The sequence below is a fragment of the Bacteroides faecium genome (assembly GCF_012113595.1).
In the GTDB taxonomy this organism is placed as follows: domain Bacteria; phylum Bacteroidota; class Bacteroidia; order Bacteroidales; family Bacteroidaceae; genus Bacteroides; species Bacteroides faecium.
In genome coordinates, this window is the sequence record NZ_CP050831.1 from 2,814,548 (window position 1) to 2,839,820 (window position 25,273).

Sequence of the window (25,273 nt, forward strand, 5' to 3'; positions counted from 1 at the left end):
ACCGGTTCTTGTTTATTATATCCCGAACGAGAGTTTATCAATAGATTGATAGACGATGCTTGCGATACCCAGTCCGATAATACCCAGCGTACAAAGAGCCAGTCCCCATTTTGTACAGCGGTCGCTGCGGAAAGTAGGAATCGGATTGTCGGAAGGGGTGATATACATTGCCTTCACAATCAGCAGGTAGTAGTACAATGAAATCACTGTATTGACCAGTGCGATGAATACCAACAGATGGAATCCTGCATTGAAAGCTGCCATGAAGATAAAGAACTTGGAGAAGAATCCGGCAAACGGTGGGATACCTGCCAATGAGAACAGGGATAAAGTCATCAGGAAAGCTATTTTCGGATTCGTCTTATAAAGTCCTGCATAGTCTTCAAGCGTGAACTTCTGGCTGCGTAGTGCTACGATGGTGATTACGGCAAATACACCGAGGTTGGCGGCAGCATATACAAGCACGTAATACACTAATGCTGTCATTCCCTGTGCCGTCCCGCCGATAACGCCAAGCATGATATATCCAGCTTGTGAGATACTGGAGAATGCCATCAGACGTTTTAGGTTCTGTTGGCGGATGGCGAATATATTGGCGATAGTGATAGAGGCGATAGTCACCCAATAAAGTACTTCCTGCCAGTCGTTTATCATCGGTGCGAATACTTTGATAAGGATAGCCAGCAGAACGAAAGCTGCCGAACCTTTTGAAACGACACTCAGATAAGCGGTGACTGTACTCGGCGCACCTTCATATACGTCCGCTGTCCACAGGTGGAACGGAACGAGTGACAGCTTGAATGCCATACCCGTGAAGAAGAACACGAATGCCATAATTTGCAACGGATTTCCGTCGATATGAGCGGGAAGGTCGTCAAAGTACAATGTTCCAGTAGAGCCGTAAATCATAGACAGACCGAACAGTAACAATGCGCTGGAGAAGAGGGCGGTAAGGATATATTTGGCTCCCGCTTCGGCAGAGTTGTGGCGGTATTTGTCGAAGGCAATCAGAGCGGCCATCGGGATAGATGCCGTTTCCAGTCCGATAAAGAACATCAGGAAATGTCCGGCGGAAATCATAAGATACATACCAAACAGGGTGGAAAGTGTCAGTACATAAAATTCTCCTTGTTTGAATGAGGTGTCTTCACGTTTCATCCATTCGTGTGCCATCAGAAAGACAATAAGAGTACCTATATTCAGGATTGATTTGACAACCGTATGCATGGGTACATAGTGATACATACCACCGAATACGTCGGCAGCAGTTCCCGGAACGAGGTTGATAGCTGTATGAATCGCCATCAGAATGACAGGTAGCATGGTGTTCAGCCGTGCCTTCCCATCGTTCTTGTGTGCGTCCGGACTCATGAAGAGGTCGGCCAAAAACAGTAGTATCAGGACAACTACGAGCGACAGCTCTTCTCGCATATGTAGAAATTGTGAATAATCCATATTGTTAATTTACTATTTAACGATTTACAATTTACTATTTAGGGTATCAGTTGTGAGACAACCGGCAATACGCTTTCACCAATCATGTGGCTGACCCAGAAAGGAGCCATACCCAGTCCGGCTACACAAACGATGAGGCAGATGACTGCTACACGTTCGTCCCATGTTGCGTCGGTCAGTTCGAGGTGGTGCTTGTTGGTGCAGGTACCATACAGAATCTTACCTACCAGGCGCAGGATATAGACTGCTGTAATCACAATCGAAGAGCAGGCGATGATAGTCAGCGTGCGATGGAATACATCGTTGTTCTGGAAAGAACCTACGAAGATAGTCATCTCGGCAATGAAACCACTCAGTCCCGGCAGGCCGAGGTTGGCAAGACCGGCAATCACGTAACATACGCTGAGGAACGGCATAATCTTCATCAGACCGGCAAGCTCGCGAACGTCACGGGTGTGCGTACGTCCGTAAATCATACCGATAAGGGCGAAGAACAGGGCTGTCATCAATCCGTGCGAAAGCATCTGAAGGATAGCTCCCGTCGCAGCCGTCTGGTTCAGCATCAGGATAGCGAAGAGAACCAGTCCGCAGTGGGATACGGAAGAGTAGGCATTGATATATTTCAAGTCTGTCTGTACACAAGCGGAGAAAGCTCCGTAGACCACAGAGATACCTGTCAGTATCAAGAATATCCACGAAAGTTCGTTAGCGGCTTCCGGCATCAGATACATGGCAATGCGGAAACATCCGTAACCGCCCAGTTTCATTAAGACTCCTGCATGGAGCATGGATACTGCTGTCGGGGCGGAAGCGTGACCGTCGGGACTCCAAGTATGGAACGGGAAGAGAGCACCCAGTACGCCAAAACCGAGGAAAGTCAGTGGGAACCAGATGCATTGTTGTGCAAAAGGTATGTTGTGCAACTGTGCGATTTCGAGCAGGTTCATTGTCGTCGCTCCCGAACCGAAGTAGATTCCGAGGATTCCAATCAGCAGGAAGGCGGAACCGCCCATCAGCATCAGTGTCAGCTTCATGGCTGCGTATTCCTTGCGTCCCGAACCCCATACGCCAATCAGCAGGTACATAGGTATCAAGGCTATTTCGTAGAACATAAACATGGTGAACAAGTCCACGGATATAAAGAATCCGAACACTCCCATTGACAATAGGGTGAACCAAAGGAAATACTCTTTTGTCAGCGGTTGCAGACGCCAGGAAGCAAATGTTCCGGTGAATACGATGATGGCGGACAGTAACAGCATGGCTACTGAGATTCCGTCTACGCCTACCGAGTATGAGATATGAAGTGGTGCATACCAAAGAGTGTCTGCACGGAAAAGCATTTCTGCTGTGTTTCCGGCGCTACGTTCTCCCAAATACATGAATGTCAGTACGACAGAGGCAATCAGGAGTGCCGATGCGCCAGTAACCATAACCCCCCGGATGGCTTTTATTCCTCGTGCTGCCCAAAGTCCGGCCAGCATCAGGATGGGGATAAGTACGAATATTGATAAGAAATTCATATCGTTCTGTGCTTTATAAGATTAATAGTAAGATAAGTGCCAGTGCACCACAAAGGAACACATACGCATATTGCTGTACCTGACCGCTTTGCAAACCACGAATTTCGTCGCTTGTAGTGTTGGTTGCCCATGCCAGGAAGTTGAAGAATCCATCTACTACATGACGATCCCACCAAGCGATAGGAGTGGAGATGCAGCGGAAGATAATCTTATGCGTAATGAACTGGTATATATCATCAATATAGAAACGATTATAAGCAGCCTTGTGCAATCCCTTGAACTGCTTTGCCAGTGAATCGGCAACAGGCTGTTTGGCATTCTTATACATCCAAGTCGCGATTGCAATAGAAATAATGGCAATAACAACGCTTGTGATAGCTACCGACGGGTCGAGATGGATTGAGTAAGACTCACCGTTCGAACTGATGAAATGTCCGAAAGGAATAAATCCGGCTCCACAGGTAACGGCTGCCAGGAACATCAATGGGAATGTCATAGCCAACGGACTTTCATGGGGCGTGTGGTGAGCATGAAGCTCTTTATTTTCCTTGCCCCAGAAGATGCCGTAGTAAAGGCGGAACATATAGAAAGCAGTCATTGCGGCAATTACCGTCATCACCCAACCCATTACAGGACTGTATTGGAAGCAGGCAGCCAAAATCTCATCTTTCGAGAAGAAACCGGAGAACGGGGGAATACCCGCAATGGCCAGACAGGCAATCAGGAATGTCCAGTGAGTGACAGGCATATATTTGCGTAATCCGCCCATAGCCGACATTTCATTGGAGTGTACCGCATGGATAATGCTACCTGCACCCAGGAAGAGCAATGCTTTGAACATGGCGTGTGTGAAAAGGTGGAACATGGATGCCATATATCCCAATCCGCCTTCGTGCGGGTTCATCGAAGTACAAACACCCAAAGCTACCATCATAAAACCAATCTGAGAGATAGTGGAGAAAGCGAGTACCCGCTTGATATCCGATTGTACACAAGCTACACTTGCTGCATAGAAAGCGGTGAATGCACCTACCCAAGCTACCATATGTAATGTATCCGGAGCATAAGCGATGAAAAGCGGGAACATACGCGCCACCAGATAAACTCCGGCAACTACCATCGTAGCCGCATGAATCAAAGCACTGACCGGAGTAGGGCCTTCCATTGCGTCGGGCAACCATATATGCAATGGGAACATCGCACTCTTACCGGCACCGCCCACGAACATCAATCCGAGAGCTAACGGAAGCATGGCAGCTCCACCGCTGACCAACGATACCGTATCCGGAGTGAAACCGAACGTTCCGCCATAATATCCGTAAATCAGGATACCGATCAGGAAGCCCAAGTCGGCAAAACGAGTGACAATAAATGCTTTCTTTGAAGCGGAGATTGCAGCAGGTTTTGTATAGTAGAATCCGATTAACAAATAAGAACTTACACCCACCAATTCCCAAAAGAGATACATTTGGAAGATGTTTGTCGCTACTACCAGTCCCAGCATTGACATGGTAAACAAGGAGAGGAAAGCGTAGTAACGTTGAAAACCAGTCTCGCCTTTCATGTAGCCGAAGGAGTAGATATGCACCATCAGCGATACGGTGGAGATGACAATCAACATCATCACAGATATAGGATCGAGCAGGATGCCCAGGTCGAAGTGTAATATCTCTGTAAAAGGAAGCCACGTGAAATTATAAGGTATCAATGTGGCAAATGTTCCGTCTTCCAGCCGTGGGGCGGAGAAATATTGGAAAGCAGTCACATAAGACAGTACTGCTACCGTACCCAGTACCAGAGTACCGATGATACCCGCCGTCCGATGCGACATCCATTTTCCCCCGATTCCCAATATGAGAAAGGAGAAGAAAGGAAGAAGGAGTATTAGAATTGTTAGTTCCATACAGTTTTATTTAATTACTTGTTTTATTATTACTTATACTATAATATCTCACAAATTCATCCGTCCGTCTATTCATCCGAATGGAAACCTGGAAGTGGCACCTTGCCACTACCATTTCAGGTCGTCGAGGTTGCGGACTTGGATGCTTCGGAGATTACGGTAGATATTGATCATGATGGCGATAGCTATTGCAGTTTCCGCGGCTGAGATGGCGATGGAGAACAGTGCAAAGAAATAACCTTCCATTCCTCCCGGGAAGAGAAAACGGTTGAACACGGCGAAGTTGATGTCCGTGGCGTTCAGCATTAACTCTACTGAAATCAGGATAGCCAGCGTGTTACGGCGGGTAAAGAATCCATAGATTCCTGCAAACATCATGATGGTAGAGACTACCAGGTAATATTCCATGTGTATCATATTCAATTCAATGTTTGATAGTTAATACTTTCGTTCTTATCTTTTTCGGGCAATCATGATACCACCGATGATACAAGCCAGCAACAGGATACTGACAGCTTCGAAAGGCAATACATAGCCATATTTGTCACTACTAAGCAAGGCGTGTCCGATGGCATGGATGTTTATCTCTTGCGGGGCAAGGTTCGCTGTCTGCATAAAGTTATGTTTCAGCGTGATAAACAGGATAATTGCCAAGCCGGCAACCATTGTAAAAAGTCCTGCCAGGAACCTGCTTCGTTTTAGTTTCTCGGCTCGGTCGCCCTCGCCACTGGTCAGCAGGATGGAGAATACATAAAGCACAACGATACCACCGGCGTAAACCATAATCTGGACGGAGCCCAAAAAGGTGTAGCCCAGCAAGAAGTAGATGCCGGCCGTGCCGAAGAGCACGAAGAGCAGGTAAGTAGCCGAGCGGACAATACGTTGGGTAGTCACCGTCATGATGGACATAGCAATAATAAATGCTGCCAAAAAGTAGAATACTACTGTTTCAAGTGTTGATCCCATATCTAAACTTCTTTTTTCTTTTCTATTACTTTACTACCGTCACGATTAAGTTTCAAGACGAGCTTGGAACGGTCGAATACTGCATGCTCGAAGTTCTGGTCGAACGTGATAGCATCGTGCGGACAAGCATTTACACAAAGTTGGCAGAACATACAAGCGCCCAGGTCATATTCATAGGTCGCCAGGATTTTCTTCTTCTTGCCGTCTTCTGTTTCAATCGTTTCGCTGGTCACTTTGATTGTGTCGTTCGGACAAGCCATCTGACATAATCCGCAGGCTACACAGCGATGTTCATTATTCTCATTGTGGGGCATGTTCAGTGTTCCGCGGAATCGGTCGAACATCTTCAGTTCCTTCCGGTTCTCGGGATATTGCTCGGTCACTTTCTTGCGGAAGTAAACCTTGATGCTGGTTTTCATACCCGTTGCCAGTGTGCTGATGCCATGCACCAGACCACCTAAGTACGTATATTTTTTATCTTTATATTCCATAATCTAATAATTATTTATTCCGAATGGAAACCTGGGTGCAGCACCTTGCTGCCCGAATGGAAACCTGGGTGCGGCACCTTGCCGCTAGAAGTGAAAGCCGAAGGCTACGCAACATGCCATTAATAATAGATTTACCATAGAAATAGGAACCAGGTACTTCCATTCCAAGTTCAGAATCTGGTCGATACGCAGACGAGGGAACGTCCATTTAATCCACATCAGCAGGAATACCACAAAGAACGCTTTGCCGAAGAACCAGATAAATCCGGGGATATAATCCATTACGGCATTAAATCCGTCCAGACCGACGATGTGCAACGGCATCCATCCTCCCAGGAAGATAGTGGCGGCAACACTGGCTACGATAAACAGGTTCAAGTATTCTGCCAGATAGAAGAAACCGAAACCCATACCGGAATATTCGGTGTGGTATCCGGCAGTCAGCTCACTTTCCGCTTCGGGAAGGTCGAACGGGCCACGGTTACATTCAGCGTTTCCGGCAATCAGGTAGATGATGAAAGCAATCACAGCCGGGATATGTCCCTTGAAGATAAACCAGCCGTTGGCTTGTCCTTCCACAATTTCAGAAAACTGCATGGTTCCCATCAGTACGACCATTGTCATAATGCTCATACCAACGGAGAGTTCATAACTGATAATCTGCGCGCCGCTTCTCATGGCACCAATCAGGGAGAACTTATTGTTACTACCCCAACCGGCAAGCAGGATACCAACCACTCCGATGCTGGAAGCAGCTAACAGGAAGAATACCCCGACATTAAAATTCAGAATCTCCGCTCCCTTATTAAAAGGAATACAAGCGAAAGTAAGGAACGAGGCGATAATCACCATGAATGGGGCCAGGTTGTAGAGGAAATGGTCAGCGCCTTTCGGCATGAAGATTTCCTTGGTCATCATTTTGAGCACGTCGCATACCACTTGGATAGAACCCCATTTGCCCACCCGGTTCGGACCGAGACGACACTGGAAGAACCCGCAGACCTTGCGCTCCATGTAAATCAATATGATAGCGAGGATGGCATACAATGCAACAATGCACACGCCGACAGCCACACATTCTATAAATACAGCCACTCCCTCAGGCATAATGGAGAGAAGCAGCTCATGTATCCAATTTGTTACTATACTAAAGTCGAACATATTTAATTAGTGTTTAGTGTTTAATGATTAGTAATTAACATATTGATGCATTCTTTTCCGTTAATCGTTCATCACTAAACGTTAATCGTTAACTTACCGGTCTATATCCGGAACCACATAGTCCAGCGTTCCGCCAATGGCAATCAGGTCGGCAATCTTCGCTCCACGACAGATCGTGTCGATGGCGGCTACAAGTGGCAGTCCTGTGGCACGATAGTGCAGGCGATACGGCATCTTGTCACCCTGGCTTTCGAGGAAAACACCGAATTCACCGCGGCTTCCTTCCACAGCAGCATAGTAGCTACCTTCGGGAACACGGATGATTGGTTTCATCTTCTCCTGATACGGCCCTTCGGGGATATTGTCTATTAATTGCTCAATAATGTTCAGACTTTCCATGATTTCGTCCATGCGCACCAGATAGCGGGCGAAGCAGTCGCCTTCCGTATAAACGATTTCTTTGAAATCCACTTTGTCATATACACCGTACGGTATCCGCTTGCGCACGTCGCAGGCCCAGCCCGAAGCACGGCCTGTACCACCGGTACAACCGAAAGAAATAGCATCCTCGCGACTTAGTACACCCACGCCTTTCATACGGCTTTGAGCAATGATATTGCCTGTGAATATATCGTGATATTCGTGAATGATACCTCTCATATACGGAATAAATTCTTTCACCCGTTTGACGAAGTTCGGGTGAAGGTCAGCCTGTACACCGCCAATCGTATTGTAGTTCATAATCAAGCGTCCGCCACAAGTCTCCTCAAAAATATCGAGAATCTTTTCGCGGTCACGGAATCCGTAGAAGAAAGCTGTCAGTGCTCCGAGGTCCATGGCAAGGGCGGAAAAGAATAACAGGTGAGAGTCGATACGTTGCAACTCATCCATAATCGTACGGATATACTGCACACGCTCGCTGACTTCGACACCCATCGCTTTCTCGATACACATGCACAATGCATGACGATTCTGATGTGCGCCCAGATAATCGAGACGATCTGTAAGAGCCAATGTCTGAGGATAGGTAAGACTCTCGTTCATCTTCTCGATACCCCGATGGATATATCCGCAGTTTGCGTCAATCTTACGGATGATTTCACCTTCGAGAGAAACACGGAAACGCATTACACCGTGAGTTGCAGGGTGTTGCGGGCCGATATTGACTACGTATTCTTCTTCTCCGAAGAGTTTTGTTTCTTTGTTTTTGATTGTTCCGTCCGGGTTGAGTTCTATTTCCTGAGTCGTGTCGAACGTTTCCTCATTGGTCATGCAGAGCGGATTATCTTTTTCCGGATCATTGTCTTTGCGCATCGGATAACCTATCCAGTCGTTACGCAGATACAGACGACGCATATCGGGATGACCGATAAAGGTGATGCCGTAATAATCGAAAACTTCGCGTTCGTAGAAGTCCGCTATCTTCCATATATCGCTGACAGACGGAATTTCCGGCAGGTCACGGTTGGTTGTCGCAGTTTTCAGCGCCACCCGTTCGCCCGTGACGGTAGATTCCAGATGATAGACTACGCCTAAACCGCGGAGTTTCTCCGGAGCGTCTTTCTCATCCGCTGCTCCCCAGTCCATACCGGTGAGGCTTTCGAGAAAGTCCATCTGTTTTTCATTGCGCAAGCGCAGCATCTCGTCGTGTAATGCTGCAGGGGCTATAAATTGTATTTCTTGCATAAATCAAATTAAATTAAGAACGTAGAGTCATTCTTCATTTTTTATATAATCCGGTTTCTTCTCTTTCCTGTTCACTCCACCAAAGAACTTTTCTATTTTCACTTTGCGTTGCAACTGCATCATGCCATAATAGAAAGCTTCGGGACGCGGCGGGCATCCGGGAATATATACATCTACCGGAAGAATCTTGTCCACTCCGTTCACCACATGGTAGGACTTCTTGAAAGGACCGCCGCTGACAGCACATCCGCCTACGGCAACCACATATTTCGGGTCGGGCATTTGGTCGTAAAGCCGCTTTAATACCGGAGCCATTTTATTAGTGATAGTTCCGCATACCATAATCATATCGGCCTGGCGCGGACTGGCACGGGCTACTTCAAACCCGAAGCGGGCCATGTCATAACGCGCGGCACCCAGTGCCATGAATTCGATACCGCAACAACTGGTAGCGAAAGTAAGCGGCCACAGCGAATTGCTGCGTCCCCAGTTGATAAAGTCATCGAGAACTCCGAGAGCGACGTTTGCCCCTCCTGCATTAAGTTCCCTGACCAACTTTTCCAATGATTCATTGTCGATGAACTCCTCATACGGAATTGATTTTATTTTTGGCTTTTTGGTTATTTCCATTCCAAAGCTCCTTTCCTCCAGGCATAAGCAAGACCCAGAACTAGAATAATAAAGAAGAAGAGAATACTGATAAGTCCCTGCGGTCCCATTTCACGCATGACCACCGCCCACGGAAACAGAAAAGCTGTTTCAACGTCGAACATTAGGAACAAGATAGCAAACAAGTAATAACCTACACGGAACTGCATCCATGATTTACCACGTGTCGGGATACCACATTCGTAAGCTTCAAACTTTTGCACATTGTACGAACGGGGTGAAATAGCACGTGAAAGGGCTATCACTACACCGACAAAAGCAAGCGCTGTCAGTAAAACAACAACTAAAAATGTAAAATTCATAATTCAATAGCTGTTTAGATTGAATATTATAGAAATAAACAACTGGCTTTTCCACCCTCTGGGGGATGAAACCAACTGTAATATAAGTGACGAGCAAAAAAGTCGACTGTACTGTCGTCTAAACCACAATCTTTCTTAACCCATATATATAATAGGAGATCGGATCGTAGAAATAGGTAGGAGTGTGAAGCGATATAGGGTAAGGCGGACTTTGAAGTTTGTAATGCTCGCAGAAATAGGCTATCAGCAATAGCATACTTTTATCTGCCGGAACATGTGCAACTTCCGTATGACTCATATCGCAGGATTGGGTAGAATAGAAGTTATAAAGGCGTTCCAAAGCATTGTGTACCGGATGGTCTTGGGATACATAGCACTTCTCCTGCCGGTAAGCCGGGGAAGAAACCTTGCAAATATTTTCCATTGCTCCGTTTGTAGTGCAATGAATAAGCAAGGTCAGTACCAAAAGTAGTCCGAATTTTAAGCTTTGTTTCATCTTTTCCTTTTAACGGCTGCAAATATAGGACTAATATTTATACTTTTTGCAAACTCCGGGTAGCAAAAAAGGTTTTTTTAGCACTCGACTTGATTTGTGTCAACTCTTCGCCTAGTTTTTCTTCCAAAAATCGGAAGTAAAGAGCAACAGTACCGTAAACAATTCCAAACGTCCCAGAAGCATTAAGAAAGAAAGCAGCCATTTGGCAAGAATCGGTAATTCGCTCCAGGAGAAAGCAGGACCGCATGTGCCGAGTCCCGGTCCCATATTACCCATACTTGAGATAACTGTTCCGATTGATTCCAGAAAACCTACCCCAAGTCCCATCATAATAAGTATACTGATAAGGGCAATCACCGCATACAAAAAGGTGAAAGCCAATACCGTAGACTGGATGGAAGGGGAGATAACCTGCTTGTTAACCCGTACCGGAAGCACGGCATTAGGATGCAGGATATGTTTGAATTCATTTTTCACTACCTTAAATAAGATCACCATACGGATACACTTGATACCACCTGTCGTACTACCGGCACAAGCTCCGATAATCATTACAATGAGAAGGCAGCCCCAAAGGATGGAAGGCCAAAGCATATAGTCGGCTGTGGCGAATCCGGTGGAAGTCTGCAACGAAATCACTTGGAAGAGTGATTTGCGGAATGCTTCTTCCACACCCACTGTAGAAGTCAGGTGGAGCCAGGCAGCAATAAATATCGTGAAGAAGGAAACACAAATAAAATAAAATTTCAATTCCGCGTCATGGATAAACTTCTTTATCTTACCGTTAAACATTAACAGCAACAGTGTGAAGTTGATACCTGACAGAAACATGAAGATAGAGATAACGTAATCTATATAAGGGGAGTGATAATACTCAATACTAGTCTGTTTGGTTGAGAATCCACCGGTACTGGTCGTTGTGAAAGCATGGCATATACTGTCGAATACGCTCATGCCGCCAAATACTAACAATACAATCAATGTTCCCGTCATTCCGGCATAAATTCCCCAAATCCATTTGGCGGTAATGCCAATGCGGGGATGCACTTTGTCATGAGTAGGGCCGCTGGCTTCTGCCGCAAATACCTGGATACCGCCTACACCGAAGATAGGCAGGACGGCAATGGTAAAGAATACAATTCCCAAACCGCCAATCCATTGTGTCATGGCACGCCAAAAGAGTATTCCGTGCGGCATTGATTCGATATTATTCAGGATAGTGGCACCCGTACTACTGAAACCGGACATGGTTTCAAAGAACGCGTCGGTGACACTTGGGATATACCCCCCTATATAATAAGGTAACATTCCGAAAAGAGAGAACGTGACCCATGCTACGCTGACAATGACATATCCGTCACGTCGGTTGAGTGATTTTTCTGCGCCTTTGCCGATGGCGAGCAACAGAATACCGACGCTGGCTGCGATAGCCGATGAAATCAGGAAGCTTTGCAAATCATTCTCTTTGTAGAAAAGAGAGACACCACCGCAACATAGTAACATTACTGTTTCTATAAGCAGCAGAAAGCCTAAAATCCGGAATATCATCTTTGAATTAATCATAAATAAAACCTGATACGTAATACCTAATTAAAGAATTTCTCGATTTTCTTAATCATCATACTCAAACAGAATACTACTACATGGTCGCCCGGCTGAATCAGCGTATCACCGGTTACCAGTATTCCTTCTCCGTTGCGAATCATACCACCGATGGTGGTTCCTTTCGGGAGTCCCAGGTCTTTGATTAGATGTTTGGTTATTTTTGCTCCGGCAGGCACAGTAAACTCTGCGACATCCGCATTGGCAAACGTCAGACATTTCACATTGGAAACGTCGGCATCCAGCATCATCTGATAAATATGGCTGGCGGCAATCATCTTCTTGTTGATAACCGTACCGATGTCAAGGCTTTCCGCCATGCCGATATAGTCGATATTCTCCACTTCCGCTACTGTCTTTTCCACGCCCATGCGTTTGGCAGCAAGACAAGCCAGGATATTCGTTTCGGAATTTCCGGTCAGGGCAACGAAGGCTTCGGTATTCTTCAATCCTTCTTCGATAAGAAGGTCCATGTCACGGCCGTCCCCATTGATAATCATTGTTTTGTCATCCAATAATTCCGTCAACCGGTTACAGCGGTTAATATCGTTATCTACGATTTTCACCTGCATATAGTCAGGCACGTATTGTGCGGTACGGACGGCGATGCGGCTTCCGCCCATAATCATCACGTTGCGCACGTCGGCATAATCTTCCTTGCCGGCAATCTTGCGTATATAAGGAATATATTTACGAGTGGTAGTAAAGTAAACAATGTCATGCAGTTTAATCACATCGTCTCCACGCGGGATAATCGTTTCCGTACCGCGTTTGATGGCTACTACGTGATAAGGAATATCCGGTGCGCCCAGTTCATAAAGAGGGATATTCAGAATCTCCGCCTTTTCGCGCATCTTCGTACCAATCAGTACGAGAGCACCGCCGCAGAATTCCCACCATTGCCGTACCCAACTCATGCGCATGGAAGATACGATTTCTTTGGCAGCCAGCATTTCCGGATAAATCAGGGAGTCCACTCCCAACTTTTGGAAGAATTCTTTATTTTTGGGCAGAAGATATTCGTAGTTGTCGATACGTGCCACCGTCTTTTTAGCTCCAAGGTTGGTAGCCAGCATACAGGCGGTCATGTTACGGCTTTCGTCCGGGGTGACTGCGATAAACAGGTCGGCTTCTTTGACACCTACCTCCTTTAAACCGGAGATAGAAGAAGGAGAGGCGGTCACTGTCAGCAAGTCGAAGTTAGCGCTAAGGGCACTCAGTTTATCTTCGTCATCATCCATCAGGATAATATCTTGCTTTTCGCGCGATAACAGTTTGGCCAAATGGGTGCCTACGTTGCCGGCACCGGCGATAATAATCTTCATGTCAATTGATAAATTCTTTTATTTTAGTCAGAATACCTTCCTCGTCCATGCCGCAGACATGATAAAGCTCATTCACCGAACCATGTTCCACAAATATATTGGGGATGCCGATACGCTTCACTGTCGGCTTGTATTCGTTGTCCGCCATAAATTCAAGGATAGCACTCCCCATACCGCCTTTGACGATACCATCCTCAATGGTAAGGATACGCTCGAATTTGCGGCCTACTTCGTGCAGCAACTCTTCATCCAGCGGTTTCAGGAAACGCAAGTCGTAATGGGCGATGGATTTACCAAACTCGGCTTCCGCCTTGGCAATGGCACGGATAGCCGTATTTCCTATCGGTCCGATTGTAATCACCGCAAGGTCTTCTCCATCCTTCAACTTCCTTCCTTTCCCTACCGGAATTTCTTCCAGCGGACATTCCCAGTCCACCAACACTCCACGTCCCCGCGGATAACGGATTACGAACGGACCCTTATCCGGCAACTGTGCCGTGTACATCAATCGACGTAACTCGTGTTCGTTCATTGGAGAAGAAATAGTCAGATTAGGTATCGGACGCAGGCAAGCCATATCGAAAGCTCCGTGATGTGTAGGACCATCCTCGCCAACCAGTCCGGCACGGTCGAGACACAATACCACAGGAAGATTCTGTATCGCTACGTCATGAATAATATTATCATGCGCCCGCTGTAAGAAAGAAGAATAAATATTGCAGAACGGTATCAACCCGTCCTTTGCCATACCACCGGAGAAAGTAACGGCATGCCCTTCGGCAATACCGACATCAAATGCACGTTTCGGCATTTTCTCCATCAGTATATTCATCGAACAGCCACTGGGCATGGCAGGAGTCACACCGACAATCTTCGAATTAGCTTCAGCCAATTCTACCAATGTATTTCCGAATACATCTTGAAAAAGAGGTGGCATTCCTTCCGTGTTGGCAATAAAACGCTCACCGGTGACGGGGTCGAACTTCCCCGGAGCATGCCATTCGGTGGCATGTTCTTCCGCCGGAGCGAATCCTTTTCCTTTTATAGTGTGCAAATGCAGGATTTTGGGTCCCTGCAAATCTTTAATATCATGCAATACCCGGGCAAGATTCCTTATATCGTGCCCGTCTATCGGACCGAAATAGCGGATATTCATTCCCTCGAAAATATTCTGTTGCTGTGCGGCCATCGACTTCAGACTGTTGCCGAAACGTATCAGTGCCTTGCGGCGTTCCTCATTCAAGATACCGAGCTTGAACAACACACGCGACATTCTGAAACGTAACTGGTTGTAACGGTTGGAAGTCGTCAAGTTGAAAAGATACTGCTTCATGCCGCCGACACTGCGGTCGATGGCCATATCATTATCATTCAGGATGATAAGCAGGTTGTTCGGGGTGGCAGACGCATTGTTCAGTCCTTCGAAAGCCAGCCCGCCACTCATAGAACCATCACCGATGATGGCTACCACATGGCGTTTGGAATCTCCTTTTTGCGCGGCGGCAACGGCCATGCCAAGAGCAGCGGAGATAGAGTTCGAAGCGTGTCCGCACGTGAAAGTATCATATTCGCTCTCTTCCGGTGATGGGAAAGGGCGGATACCACCAAACTTCCGGTTGGTGGAAAAAGCTTCACGACGTCCTGTCAGAATTTTATGGCCGTAAGCTTGATGTCCCACATCCCACACAATACGGTCATAAGGCGTATTGTAGATGTAGTGCAGGGCTACAGTCAGTTCCACTGTCCCTAGACTGGCGGCAAAATGCCCCGGGTTGCAGCAGAGTTCTTTAATAATGTCTTGCCTTAGTTCATCACATATTTCCGGCAGTTGCTCTACGCTTAACTTTCGTAGGTCTTCGGGGTAATTAATGGAGTTTAGCAAGTTATATATCGGTTCACTATTCATGATTCTAGGAAATTTAGTGCAAAAGTACGAAAAGAAAGCGTATCCGGCATCCTTTTTTTATAATTTCTTATTTCAGTAAGTCGGATGAGAGGAAATACTGTTTCATAAAAGTTTTGGAAGTTTTGGAATCTGATTTTATCAGAATAATGGCTTACTTTGCATTTAACTAATAATCAGATAACTAAATCGACTAGTAGACATGAATAAACTTGATATGCAAGTAATGGTTTTCTTTTTTATATGTTTGTTATTGACCGGATGTAATAGAGAAAATAATACATTGACAGATGCTGTAATTCCTGAAGAAACAGAGAAGCCTGAAAAAACCGGAAATCCTGAAAAACCCGGAAATCCTGAAGAACCTGAAAGCCCCGAAGATTTAGAATTTACCGTCAGTCCTGTGGAAAATGTAATAGAACTGGACGCAAATGCTGCTACTCGTAAGATTATTGTGACACGTCGGGACAAGGATGTGCAGTTGACGGTGACAAGGATGGGGGATGCGTGGCTTAGAATCAACCCTATAGAGGAAGATGCCGCTAATCCGCTTGTTGCATCCTTTGATATTCAGGTGTTTGAAAATACAGATAGGTTGCCTCGTACCGGCAAGGTGATGATAAAAAGTTCCGGTATGAGCTATGAATATGTCATCAATCAGTCCGACACAAAGGACGAATTGCCCTTTACTGTTGAAATAAAATATAATGGGGCTGTTTTAGGTGATGAGTTGCGTGTTCCTGCAAAAGCATCCGGTGGCAGGTTGGAAGTAACAAACAGCACAGGCCGCGTTGAAGAAGACGGGACGTTATATTTGCGTGCTGCTCATGGGGATGCATGGGCGAAGATAAACCATGAGTGGAGTCTTTATGATCCTGACGCCATTTATCATGGTCGTTCTCAGAGCTTATTGGAATTTGGAGAGAATATCGGTGAGGAGAGGCAGATGATTGCTGAATTTTATTCAAGGAAGTCGGGGAAGGTTTATCATCGGACGACTTTTATTCAGGCGGCTTCATCTGATTATCTGAATTTAAGTTCTACTTCGCTTGATGTAGACCGTTTCGGGAACATATATGATGAGCCGTTTGCTTTGCAAGTACAGTCCAACGCAGTGTGGGAGCTAAAATGTGCAGCTTCCTGGATAACTGTCAACTATATTGTCGGTACTCGTTCGCAGATTGTGAAGATTGTGGTGGACGAAAATCAAACCGGGCAGCCAAGAAGTGCCCAACTGGAATTTGTGGCGGATGGCAATGTCGTCCGAACATTTCCAATCACCCAATCTGTCGATGAAAGTGCTATGTTCACCTTGAAATATGAACTCAATCTGGAGCTCAACACGATAGAGAATCGATTCATGTCTTATCTTCCGACTACCCATGCCGTATATTATGCAAATGACGTACAAATATATAATCCGGGTACTTCGTCTAATGGGGACGAGACGATCAAGATACGTGCAAATGGCACTTATGGCTTTGTCGCTGATGCTCCTGCAACTTTCAATAAGCTCATGGTAAGTAATATCCGAGACCGGCTATTGGTATACCCCGGTTATAGAGGAGTAGCGACCAACCAGTATAATGGTGGTGGAATAACTGTGGCCAATACGAAGTATGCCCAAAGTTTTTTCCGCCAGATAAGATATAACCTGCCGATTCCTGGCGGCGTGAAGCGAACGCAGAAGGTTGTCTATAAAATACAAATAAACAACTTGACTGGGAACGCGCAGCATGATACTCCGATAATTACATATACCCTGTCACCGATAGTCAGTCAATAGAAAATAGATGTTGAAAATTCTTGTTGTGCTAACCACTCCTGTTATTCTGCATACGTAATGGTTCGTTTAATGATAAAATCAAAATGGAATGTATTTCTGTCATATGGTTGTTCATTCCGGGTATCATACTCACCGGATTGCTGTTCAATCCAATTGCCCCTCATGTCATATTTTGGATATACATAAATAGATTTGGTGAAACTTCCGCTATCCGCTGAATAGATAGAGTCCTCTGTCAAATCATTATTATCATCATAGCTGGATTTATACCAGAAGCGTACAGCTATGTTATCTGCAACGGCACTATCCCGGCAAGTACAATCAATATTATCCGTATGTTTATATTGAATAATATTGTCGTTTTCATCATACCAATACTCTTCCCGGTCAAAAAACCTTTTCTTATACAAGCATTTCCTTGATTCATATTTTTCTTGTCTTTTGACTTTTTTGATATATGTGTTTTCACCAGTTCCTATCCTGTAAGTAAGTTTATTACCTCTCTTTTTAATCATTTTTTCTACGATGCTATCCTGTCCGGATTTCCCTGTTTTACGTATTATATAAGTTGGTATTCCATTCGTATAAGTGTATTTATTATCATATTTACATTCTCCTTTTTCCGAATATAGATAAGTTCTGATGAGGTTTCCGCAACTATCAAAATCATTTCCTCTAACCGAATGTATTTTGCATGTACTATCATCTTCTAAATGATATACAGTATCCCGTATCGACGAAACTTTACCTCTAAGTCCGCCATATGGTTTTGCTCTGTAAGTATTTGAACAAGCACCTATTGAAAATAGAATGAGTACTATAAAATACAAGTTGTTTTCCTTCATATCTATGCTTCTTCAAGGTTGATGCCCAATGCTTCAGCAACTCCCTTCCCATAGGCGGGGTCAGCTTTGAAGCAGTTGCGCACATGCCGCTGTTTGATAAACAGTTCCGCATCACCCATGGCGCGGGCGGTATTCTCAAAAAGCAATTGCTGCTCTTCGGCAGACATCAGGCGGAACAAGTCGCCGGGCTGGCTATAATAATCGTCGTCGTACTCCCGTTCATTATAATTATAGACCTCACCTTGTATTCTCAATGGCGGCTCTTTCTTTTCCGGAGAATCCTGCCACTCGCCATAGCTGTTGGGCTCATATCCTTTCGCGCTTCCGTAATTGCCGTCCACACGCATGTTACCGTCACGATGAAACGCGTGGAAAGGACAGCGGGGCTTGTTCACCGGAATCTGTTCGGCGTTTACTCCCAAACGGTAACGCTGTGCGTCTCCATAAGAGAAAAGGCGTCCCTGCAACATCTTGTCCGGAGAGAAACCGATGCCGTCGACAATATTCATCGGATTGAAAGCCGACTGTTCCACTTCCGCGAAATAGTTTTCCGGATTGCGGTTCAGTTCCAGAATACCTACATCATGCAACGGGAATTCTTTCTGCGACCAGACTTTGGTGAGGTCGAACGGATTGATGCGGTAGTTGTCAGCCTCTTCTTCCGTCATTAATTGAATCTGGAGTTTCCATTGTGGGAAATCTCCCTTTTTGATACTCTCGAAAAGGTCGCGCTGGTGCGATTCACGGTCTTTGGCGATTATCGCTTCCGCTTCCTGATCCGTCAGATTCTTTATCCCCTGAAGGGTATGCAGGTGGAATTTTACCCAGATGCGTTCATTACGGGCATTGATGAAGCTGTATGTATGGCTGCCGTAGCCATGCATATGACGGTAAGAGTAGGGGATTCCACGGGTACTCATCGTGATGGTCACCTGATGCAAGGCTTCCGGTAGAAGTGTCCAGAAATCCCAGTTGTTGTTGGCGCTGCGCATATTCGTTTCCGGGTCACGTTTCACCGCATGGTTCAAGTCAGGGAACTTTAACGGATCGCGAAGAAAGAAGACCGGAGTATTATTGCCTACCAGATCCCAATTTCCTGCTTCCGTATAGAATTTCATGGCAAAACCGCGGATATCGCGTTCAGCGTCGGCAGCTCCGCGCTCACCGGCTACGGTGGAGAATCGTACAAAACATGCCGTTTTCTTTCCTATCTTGCTGAAGATATCCGCACGGGTATATTTCGTAATGTCATGAGTGACGGTGAACGTTCCGTATGCTCCCGAACCTTTTGCGTGCATACGTCTTTCCGGTATCACTTCCCGGTCGAAGTGCGCCAGTTTCTCTATTAACCACGGGTCTTGTAGCATTATCGGACCTCTTTGTCCGGCTGTTTGCGAATTCTGATTGTCGGCTATCGGCCGACCGTTGGCTGCTGTAAGTTTTTTCTTTTCCATATATTTATTAAAGTGTAGATGAATACTTTTTGCAAAGTAAAGCATATGTACCCGGAATGTCGTTTATAAAGCTTCCGATTCTTTTATGCATTTGTTTGTGCCTTGTTTTTTAAGTAATGCTCAAAAAATAACTTGATACACATAATGAAGGGTTGAACAGTAATATACTCGTAACGGTGCAGAAATGAACCAAGTGATAATTTTAATTTGACTCATTCTTGCATAATACTAAATCTTTACACACACCGAATGCATCTTCCCACTGGATATTTATTCTCAATCTTTCTGCCTTCCTCTCTACCTTTTTTCTGTTTATCCGATGAATAAAGGGTTTTCGGCTAAAGAACAACAACTTCACCTGTATGCGGTTAGTTTCAAAAAATGTTTCTCCCAGTGAAACTATCCGTTTCTCGGTGTGAAACACTTCGTTTCAAGCAGTGAAACACTTCGTTTCACACCGAGAAACAAAGTGTTTCAAACGGGGTTGAAACTAATTACGAAATAGCTTTACTGCTTATGCTCAATTGTGAAAGCAGGAAGCATCAATTTATTATTCATTTTGATATGGAAATGAATCAAATCTCCAATTATCTGTATCTAAACTAGCTAAAACTCTCTTACTGAATTTTTATGCTATAATCCGGTTTCAGCCGTTTCAGTTTTATTCGCAAACGCTTTGGCAGAAGGGGATAGCGGCTGAAAGCGAAGAAAAACATCCCCTGCGAGAATAGGTTGTAGCCAGGGGGGAGTGCTTTCAGCGCATTCAGCTTTTTCAGACTTGACAGTAGAGCTATATATTCACCGTGGTAGGTATATATACTCACCGTACTGGACCTATATGCCCACCACGCGGGGTATATAGATTCATCACCCGGGTAAAAGTGGGTGGCACGTGGGCTGAGGACTGCTTACCTGCGGGCTGGAAATTATCGGCACGTGGGCTGGACAAAACAGAGCCTCTATCTTGATGAAACAAAGCCTCTATTTTAGTGAAACAGAGGCTTCGTTTTGTTACAACAGAGCCTCTGTTGAAAGTAATTATAGCAAAAAGAAGGTAAAGTTATACACTTTTGCATTCAGGGGTGACTTCAGTCAAAAACACCGATGAAAAGGGACTTTTTTGAAGAACTGAAAGCTGAAGGCGGTTTTTACTTTTTATATTTGGTAGGAGATTTAGCTGTAACAAGTAGGAGGCTTGACTGTAACAAGTACTACACTCAATGAAATGATATAGGAGACTTGAGTAAGTCAAGTACATGGCTCGGTTTACTTCAGTACTGCTAAATTCAGGGGGATGTTGGAAGAGTCTTTTTCCATGTGCAAACAGAGAAGATATTTTTTCAACATCTCCAACGTTTATCGTCATGATTCGTTAATTCTGTTAAAATAGTTCTGGCAGAATAGCTTAATATCTTAGCGTGTGATTTCTTGCTCATTTATTGTAATAAGATTGATGCGTCCTGTGTATGGCATGTGTAGAAAGCATTGCTTTTAGAATTATCAATTGAAGCTTGTTAAAAAACGGAAGTTATCGTGGTGGAACAATAGAAATAATGGTTATCTTTGAATAATTTTAAAAATCAAGGAATAATTATGGATGGGTTATTACGTAAACTTCTTAATGGAATACAGACTTTTGCAGAGATTCGCGAAGAAAATGATCTCTATGTAGATAATACAGTTTTTGTGTGGAGAATAGCTAATACAGGTAAACCTTATTTTCTAAGTCGTGCGCGGAAAATAAGAAATATAGACAGATGCCCGCGTTAGTTCTGAATAAAATGGATTTCCGTACATTTGTAGAATTGCCTTCCGGGTTTCTCCCTGCCACTCATGCCGGGCGAATCCTCATGATGGGTTCCTGCTTTGCCGAGAATATGGGAAAGCTGCTGATAGAGGCTAAGTTTCAGCTGGATTTGAATCCTTTTGGTATACTTTACAATCCCTTTTCCATTTCCGCGGCTTTAGTCGAAATATTGAAAGGGAAGGTGTATCTGGCAGAAGACTTGTTCTCTTACAAAGACCTTTGGCACAGCCCGATGCACCACGGCTCATTTTCCGCATCCACACCGGAGGAGACACTGCTGAATATCAATACCCGCCTGCAACATGCCCACCAGTTTGTTTCAGAACTGGATTGGTTAATGCTGACTTTCGGCACAGCCTACGTATACGAACAGAAAGATACGGGACATGTGGTTTCTAACTGTCATAAATTACCGGAGAACCGATTCACTCGCCGACTTTTGACGGTAGAGGAAATCGTGAGTGAATATACTTCGTTGATTACCAGCCTGGCAGCCCGCAATCCGAATCTGAAGATACTGTTCACAGTAAGTCCCATCCGTCATATCCGCGACGGGATGCACGCCAACCAACTAAGCAAATCCACTTTATTACTTGCTGTCGACCGCTTGCAACAACTTTTCCCGCAACACGTCTTCTATTTCCCTTCCTATGAAATAGTCTTGGACGAATTGCGTGATTACCGCTTTTATGCAGACGATATGTTGCATCCGTCTCCATTGGCCATCCGTTACCTGTGGGAACGCTTCTCCGAAACCTTCTTTTCCGCTGACACAAAGCAGATTATGGCAGATGTCGAAGATATCCGGCGTGACTTGGCTCACAAGCCCTTTCACCCCGCTTCAGAGGCGTATCAACGCTTTTTAGGACAAATAGTGTTAAAAATAGAACGACTTATCGGAAAATACCCGTACTTAGATTTTCAAAAAGAAACAGAACTATGTCATATGCGATTGAATCCATAGCCAAAAGTATCGGTGCCCGCCGTGTGGGCGAATATGAAACGACTATTGATTGGCTGTTAACAGACAGCCGTTCCCTGAGTTTTCCCGAAGAAACTCTTTTTTTCGCTTTAGCTACCAAACGAAATAGTGGGGCACGCTATATCCCTGATTTATACGACCGGGGAGTGCGCAATTTTGTAGTCTCCGAAGAGGACTTTAAAGAAATTGAGAGTGGAGAGTTGAGAGTTGAGAGTTCTATGCAGCATGATGGTGCGCAGCCCACTCTCAACTCTCAACTCTCAACTCTCAATTTCCTCATCGTCCCCAATCCCTTGAAAGCCTTGCAGAAGCTGGCTGAGGTACACCGTGAGAAATTTAAGATACCTGTTGTCGGCATTACCGGTAGTAACGGAAAGACCATTGTGAAAGAATGGTTACACCAGTTGCTTAGTCCGGACCGTCGTATCGTTCGTTCTCCGCGCAGTTATAATTCTCAAATCGGCGTTCCGCTGTCAGTGTGGCAACTCAACGAAGAAGCTGAACTGGGAATTTTCGAAGCCGGTATCTCCGAGATGGGAGAGATGGGTGCTTTGAAACGAATGATAAAGCCCACCATCGGTATTCTTACCAATATCGGCGGTGCTCATCAGGAGAACTTCTTCTCATTGCAGGAGAAGTGCATGGAAAAACTGACGCTTTTCAAGGACTGCGATGTTGTGATTTACAACGGCGATAACGAACTAATCAGCAATTGCGTGGCAAAATCAATGCTGACAGCCCGTGAGATTGCCTGGAGCCGTACCGATATCGAACGTCCGCTGCATATCAGCCGCGTGACGAAGAAAGAAGACCACACCGTTATTTCCTACCGTTATCTGGATATGGATAATAACTTTTGCATCCCTTTTATAGACGATGCTTCCATCGAAAATGCGCTGAACTGCCTGGCAGCCTGTCTCTACCTGATGACTCCCGCCGATCAAATCACTGAGCGGATGGCACGTCTCGAGCCGATTGCCATGCGTCTGGAAGTAAAAGAAGGAAAGAACAACAGTGTCTTGATAAATGACAGTTATAATTCGGACTTGGCATCCCTGGATATAGCCCTTGACTTCCTTGTCCGCCGTTCTGAAAAGAAAGGACTGAACCGGACGCTTATCCTGTCCGATATACTGGAAACCGGACAAAGTACAGCTACGCTCTACCGACGTGTAGCCCAACTGGTGCAAAGCCGGGGCATCAATAAACTGATTGGTGTAGGCCCGGAGATTTCTTCGTGTGCCGCCCGGTTTGATGGTGACATCGAACGTTATTTCTTCCCCAATACCGATGCTCTTCTCGCGTCGAACATACTCAAATCCCTTCATTCGGAAGTCATTCTGATAAAAGGTTCGCGTGTGTTCAACTTCGACAGGGTGTCCGAAGCCTTGGAATTGAAAGTGCATGAAACCATCCTGGAAGTAAACCTGCATGCTATGGTAGACAACCTGAACCACTACCGTTCCATGCTCCGCCATCCCGAGACGAAAATGATTTGTATGGTGAAAGCTTCTGCCTACGGAGCCGGTTCTTATGAGATAGCCAAGACCTTACAGGAACATCATGTCGATTACCTGGCGGTAGCCGTTGCCGACGAAGGTTCCGAACTCCGCAAAGCAGGCATTACTTCCTCTATCATGATTATGGACCCGGAACTTACAGCGTTCAAAACCATGTTCGACTATAAACTGGAACCGGAAGTGTATAATTTCCATCTGCTCGACGCGCTTATCAAAGCCGCCAAGAAAGAAGGAATCACTAACTTTCCGATTCACATCAAACTGGATACTGGTATGCACCGTCTCGGCTTTGCCATTGAAGACATTCCGTTGCTTATCCGTCGCCTGAAGAACCAGAGCGCGGTTATTCCCCGTTCGGTATTCTCTCATTTCGTAGGAAGTGATTCTCCCCAGTTCGATGCCTTTACGCGCCAGCAGATAGAATTGTTTGAAAAGGGTTCGCAGGAATTACAAGCCGCTTTCCCGCATAAGATTTTGCGCCATATCTGCAATACGGCGGGAATCGAACGTTTCCCCGGTGCACAGTTTGATATGGTACGGTTGGGAATCGGACTTTACGGAGTCAGCCCGATAGACAACTCGATTATCCATAATGTAAGTACCCTCAAGACAACGATACTTCAGATTCGGGATGTACCCGAAGAAGATACGGTAGGGTATAGCCGGATGGGACATCTGACGCGTCCTTCACGCATCGCCGCCATTCCTATCGGTTATGCCGACGGGCTGAACCGCCATTTGGGACGTGGAAATGCCTACTGTCTGGTGAATGGAAAAAAAGCGGCTTATGTAGGCAATATCTGTATGGACGTCTGCATGATAGACGTTACCGACATCGACTGCCGTGAAGGCGACCAAGCCATCATCTTTGGTGACGACCTACCGATAACGGTTCTTTCCGAAAAGCTGGATACGATTCCTTACGAAGTTCTTACCAGTATATCGACACGGGTGAAACGGGTATATTATCAAGAATAAAACCGAGGAAGATAAACGGAAACTGAGAACCGATAAACGGATAATCAGTAAATAATAAAGCGGTGGACAGTAAACGGTAAATGATGAATGAAAGTGAACTAACATAAATAATTCATCGTTTACCGTTTACAGTTTGCCGTTTTTCTTTATATTTGCACCAACTAATAAAAACCTCTTTATCAAATAAACGTATGACAAACTTATTATTATTAGGTTTCTTGCCTAGTGGTTCCGAGTGGATTATTATTGCTTTGGTTATTCTCCTGCTTTTTGGTGGTAAGAAAATTCCTGAACTGATGCGCGGCTTGGGCAAAGGCGTGAAGAGCTTCAAGGATGGAGTGAACGATGCAAAAGAAGAAATAAATAAGGCAAAAGAAGACCTGGACAAACCGGCGGACTCAAGTAAGTAAAATAAGTAC

At 45.3% G+C, this 25,273-nt stretch carries 21 protein-coding genes and 1 pseudogene; 5 read left to right on the top strand and 17 right to left on the bottom strand.

Annotated elements, in window-relative coordinates:
- Positions 1–15: 15 nt before the first annotated feature.
- From BacF7301_RS10045 to dxs, 14 genes are all read right to left on the bottom strand, one after another.
- Positions 16–1,455 carry an NADH-quinone oxidoreductase subunit N gene (locus tag BacF7301_RS10045; protein ID WP_167962419.1) on the bottom strand — a complete coding sequence of 480 codons (1,440 nt, stop codon included), beginning with the start codon at positions 1,453–1,455 and terminating at the stop codon, positions 16–18.
- 38 nt (positions 1,456–1,493) lie between these two features.
- On the bottom strand, positions 1,494–2,978 hold the full coding sequence (locus BacF7301_RS10050) for a complex I subunit 4 family protein (protein WP_167962421.1): 1,485 nt from the start codon (positions 2,976–2,978) through the stop codon (positions 1,494–1,496).
- 13 nt (positions 2,979–2,991) lie between these two features.
- On the bottom strand, positions 2,992–4,881 hold the full coding sequence (nuoL, locus tag BacF7301_RS10055; protein WP_167962423.1) for an NADH-quinone oxidoreductase subunit L: 1,890 nt from the start codon (positions 4,879–4,881) through the stop codon (positions 2,992–2,994).
- Positions 4,882–4,989: 108 nt separating this feature from the next.
- Positions 4,990–5,298 (bottom strand): NADH-quinone oxidoreductase subunit NuoK, encoded by a 309-nt coding sequence (nuoK, locus tag BacF7301_RS10060; protein ID WP_007764713.1) that lies wholly within the window; start codon positions 5,296–5,298, stop codon positions 4,990–4,992.
- A gap of 36 nt (positions 5,299–5,334) precedes the next feature.
- The gene (locus tag BacF7301_RS10065; RefSeq protein ID WP_024986401.1) at positions 5,335–5,847 is read right to left on the bottom strand and encodes an NADH-quinone oxidoreductase subunit J family protein; all 513 of its coding nucleotides are present in this window, start codon (positions 5,845–5,847) and stop codon (positions 5,335–5,337) included.
- 2 nt (positions 5,848–5,849) lie between these two features.
- Positions 5,850–6,338, bottom strand: a complete 489-nt coding sequence (locus BacF7301_RS10070; RefSeq protein WP_167962425.1) for a 4Fe-4S binding protein — start codon at positions 6,336–6,338, stop codon at positions 5,850–5,852.
- An 84-nt stretch (positions 6,339–6,422) separates the two neighbouring features.
- Positions 6,423–7,499, bottom strand: coding sequence for an NADH-quinone oxidoreductase subunit NuoH (nuoH, locus tag BacF7301_RS10075; protein WP_167962427.1), 1,077 nt, complete (start codon positions 7,497–7,499; stop codon positions 6,423–6,425).
- A 93-nt stretch (positions 7,500–7,592) separates the two neighbouring features.
- Positions 7,593–9,185 carry an NADH-quinone oxidoreductase subunit D gene (locus BacF7301_RS10080; RefSeq protein WP_167962429.1) on the bottom strand — a complete coding sequence of 531 codons (1,593 nt, stop codon included), beginning with the start codon at positions 9,183–9,185 and terminating at the stop codon, positions 7,593–7,595.
- A gap of 27 nt (positions 9,186–9,212) precedes the next feature.
- Positions 9,213–9,815 (bottom strand): NADH-quinone oxidoreductase subunit B, encoded by a 603-nt coding sequence (locus BacF7301_RS10085; RefSeq protein WP_005677205.1) that lies wholly within the window; start codon positions 9,813–9,815, stop codon positions 9,213–9,215.
- Positions 9,806–10,156, bottom strand: coding sequence for an NADH-quinone oxidoreductase subunit A (locus BacF7301_RS10090; RefSeq protein WP_167962431.1), 351 nt, complete (start codon positions 10,154–10,156; stop codon positions 9,806–9,808). The genes BacF7301_RS10085 and BacF7301_RS10090 overlap by 10 nt, the downstream gene beginning before the upstream one ends.
- 118 nt (positions 10,157–10,274) lie before the next feature.
- Positions 10,275–10,652, bottom strand: coding sequence for a hypothetical protein (locus tag BacF7301_RS10095; protein ID WP_167962433.1), 378 nt, complete (start codon positions 10,650–10,652; stop codon positions 10,275–10,277).
- Positions 10,653–10,763: 111 nt separating this feature from the next.
- Positions 10,764–12,215: a TrkH family potassium uptake protein gene (locus tag BacF7301_RS10100; RefSeq protein WP_209319520.1), complete on the bottom strand. Its 1,452-nt coding sequence runs from the start codon at positions 12,213–12,215 to the stop codon at positions 10,764–10,766.
- A gap of 23 nt (positions 12,216–12,238) precedes the next feature.
- Complete coding sequence (gene trkA / locus BacF7301_RS10105) at positions 12,239–13,579, bottom strand: Trk system potassium transporter TrkA (RefSeq protein WP_167962435.1); 1,341 nt, start codon at positions 13,577–13,579, stop codon at positions 12,239–12,241.
- Position 13,580: 1 nt separating this feature from the next.
- Positions 13,581–15,485, bottom strand: a complete 1,905-nt coding sequence (dxs, locus tag BacF7301_RS10110) for a 1-deoxy-D-xylulose-5-phosphate synthase (RefSeq protein WP_167962437.1) — start codon at positions 15,483–15,485, stop codon at positions 13,581–13,583.
- A 199-nt stretch (positions 15,486–15,684) separates the two neighbouring features.
- Here dxs and BacF7301_RS10115 point away from each other — a divergent pair, with 199 nt between their 5' ends.
- On the top strand, positions 15,685–17,268 hold the full coding sequence (locus tag BacF7301_RS10115) for a BACON domain-containing protein (protein WP_167962439.1): 1,584 nt from the start codon (positions 15,685–15,687) through the stop codon (positions 17,266–17,268).
- A 41-nt stretch (positions 17,269–17,309) separates the two neighbouring features.
- On the opposite strand, the gene BacF7301_RS10120 is transcribed toward BacF7301_RS10115, so the two are convergent.
- From BacF7301_RS10120 to BacF7301_RS10130, 3 genes are all read right to left on the bottom strand, one after another.
- Entirely contained in the window at positions 17,310–18,113 is an 804-nt protein-coding gene (locus BacF7301_RS10120; RefSeq protein WP_167962441.1) for a hypothetical protein, read from the bottom strand.
- A 2-nt stretch (positions 18,114–18,115) separates the two neighbouring features.
- Entirely contained in the window at positions 18,116–19,567 is a 1,452-nt protein-coding gene (locus tag BacF7301_RS10125; protein WP_167962443.1) for a catalase, read from the bottom strand.
- A gap of 617 nt (positions 19,568–20,184) precedes the next feature.
- On the bottom strand, positions 20,185–20,391 hold the full coding sequence (locus BacF7301_RS10130; protein WP_167962445.1) for a hypothetical protein: 207 nt from the start codon (positions 20,389–20,391) through the stop codon (positions 20,185–20,187).
- Positions 20,392–21,160: 769 nt separating this feature from the next.
- Between BacF7301_RS10130 and BacF7301_RS10135 the strand changes: the two are divergent.
- The 4 genes and pseudogenes from BacF7301_RS10135 to BacF7301_RS10150 form a co-directional block, all read left to right on the top strand.
- Positions 21,161–21,307 (top strand): annotated as a pseudogene (locus BacF7301_RS10135) (AAA family ATPase); the annotation flags it as partial.
- Between the two features lie 41 nt (positions 21,308–21,348).
- Entirely contained in the window at positions 21,349–22,338 is a 990-nt protein-coding gene (locus BacF7301_RS10140) for a GSCFA domain-containing protein (RefSeq protein ID WP_167967164.1), read from the top strand.
- Entirely contained in the window at positions 22,314–24,854 is a 2,541-nt protein-coding gene (locus BacF7301_RS10145; protein ID WP_167962447.1) for a bifunctional UDP-N-acetylmuramoyl-tripeptide:D-alanyl-D-alanine ligase/alanine racemase, read from the top strand. The genes BacF7301_RS10140 and BacF7301_RS10145 overlap by 25 nt, the downstream gene beginning before the upstream one ends.
- A gap of 191 nt (positions 24,855–25,045) precedes the next feature.
- Positions 25,046–25,264, top strand: coding sequence for a Sec-independent protein translocase subunit TatA/TatB (locus tag BacF7301_RS10150; RefSeq protein ID WP_007751163.1), 219 nt, complete (start codon positions 25,046–25,048; stop codon positions 25,262–25,264).
- Positions 25,265–25,273 lie beyond the last annotated feature (9 nt).

Excerpts from the sequence above, each read along its gene's own strand:
- BacF7301_RS10045 (WP_167962419.1), bottom strand. The coding sequence starts at position 1,455 with ATGGATTATTCACAATTTCTACATATGCGAGAAGAGCTGTCGCTCGTA.
- BacF7301_RS10050 (WP_167962421.1), bottom strand. The coding sequence starts at position 2,978 with ATGAATTTCTTATCAATATTCGTACTTATCCCCATCCTGATGCTGGCC.
- nuoL (WP_167962423.1), bottom strand. The coding sequence starts at position 4,881 with ATGGAACTAACAATTCTAATACTCCTTCTTCCTTTCTTCTCCTTTCTC.
- nuoK (WP_007764713.1), bottom strand. The coding sequence starts at position 5,298 with ATGATACACATGGAATATTACCTGGTAGTCTCTACCATCATGATGTTT.
- BacF7301_RS10065 (WP_024986401.1), bottom strand. The coding sequence starts at position 5,847 with ATGGGATCAACACTTGAAACAGTAGTATTCTACTTTTTGGCAGCATTT.
- BacF7301_RS10070 (WP_167962425.1), bottom strand. The coding sequence starts at position 6,338 with ATGGAATATAAAGATAAAAAATATACGTACTTAGGTGGTCTGGTGCAT.
- nuoH (WP_167962427.1), bottom strand. The coding sequence starts at position 7,499 with ATGTTCGACTTTAGTATAGTAACAAATTGGATACATGAGCTGCTTCTC.
- BacF7301_RS10080 (WP_167962429.1), bottom strand. The coding sequence starts at position 9,185 with ATGCAAGAAATACAATTTATAGCCCCTGCAGCATTACACGACGAGATG.
- BacF7301_RS10085 (WP_005677205.1), bottom strand. The coding sequence starts at position 9,815 with ATGGAAATAACCAAAAAGCCAAAAATAAAATCAATTCCGTATGAGGAG.
- BacF7301_RS10090 (WP_167962431.1), bottom strand. The coding sequence starts at position 10,156 with ATGAATTTTACATTTTTAGTTGTTGTTTTACTGACAGCGCTTGCTTTT.
- BacF7301_RS10095 (WP_167962433.1), bottom strand. The coding sequence starts at position 10,652 with ATGAAACAAAGCTTAAAATTCGGACTACTTTTGGTACTGACCTTGCTT.
- BacF7301_RS10100 (WP_209319520.1), bottom strand. The coding sequence starts at position 12,215 with ATGATTAATTCAAAGATGATATTCCGGATTTTAGGCTTTCTGCTGCTT.
- trkA (WP_167962435.1), bottom strand. The coding sequence starts at position 13,579 with ATGAAGATTATTATCGCCGGTGCCGGCAACGTAGGCACCCATTTGGCC.
- dxs (WP_167962437.1), bottom strand. The coding sequence starts at position 15,485 with ATGAATAGTGAACCGATATATAACTTGCTAAACTCCATTAATTACCCC.
- BacF7301_RS10115 (WP_167962439.1), top strand. The coding sequence starts at position 15,685 with ATGAATAAACTTGATATGCAAGTAATGGTTTTCTTTTTTATATGTTTG.
- BacF7301_RS10120 (WP_167962441.1), bottom strand. The coding sequence starts at position 18,113 with ATGAAGGAAAACAACTTGTATTTTATAGTACTCATTCTATTTTCAATA.
- BacF7301_RS10125 (WP_167962443.1), bottom strand. The coding sequence starts at position 19,567 with ATGGAAAAGAAAAAACTTACAGCAGCCAACGGTCGGCCGATAGCCGAC.
- BacF7301_RS10140 (WP_167967164.1), top strand. The coding sequence starts at position 21,349 with ATGGATTTCCGTACATTTGTAGAATTGCCTTCCGGGTTTCTCCCTGCC.
- BacF7301_RS10145 (WP_167962447.1), top strand. The coding sequence starts at position 22,314 with ATGTCATATGCGATTGAATCCATAGCCAAAAGTATCGGTGCCCGCCGT.
- BacF7301_RS10150 (WP_007751163.1), top strand. The coding sequence starts at position 25,046 with ATGACAAACTTATTATTATTAGGTTTCTTGCCTAGTGGTTCCGAGTGG.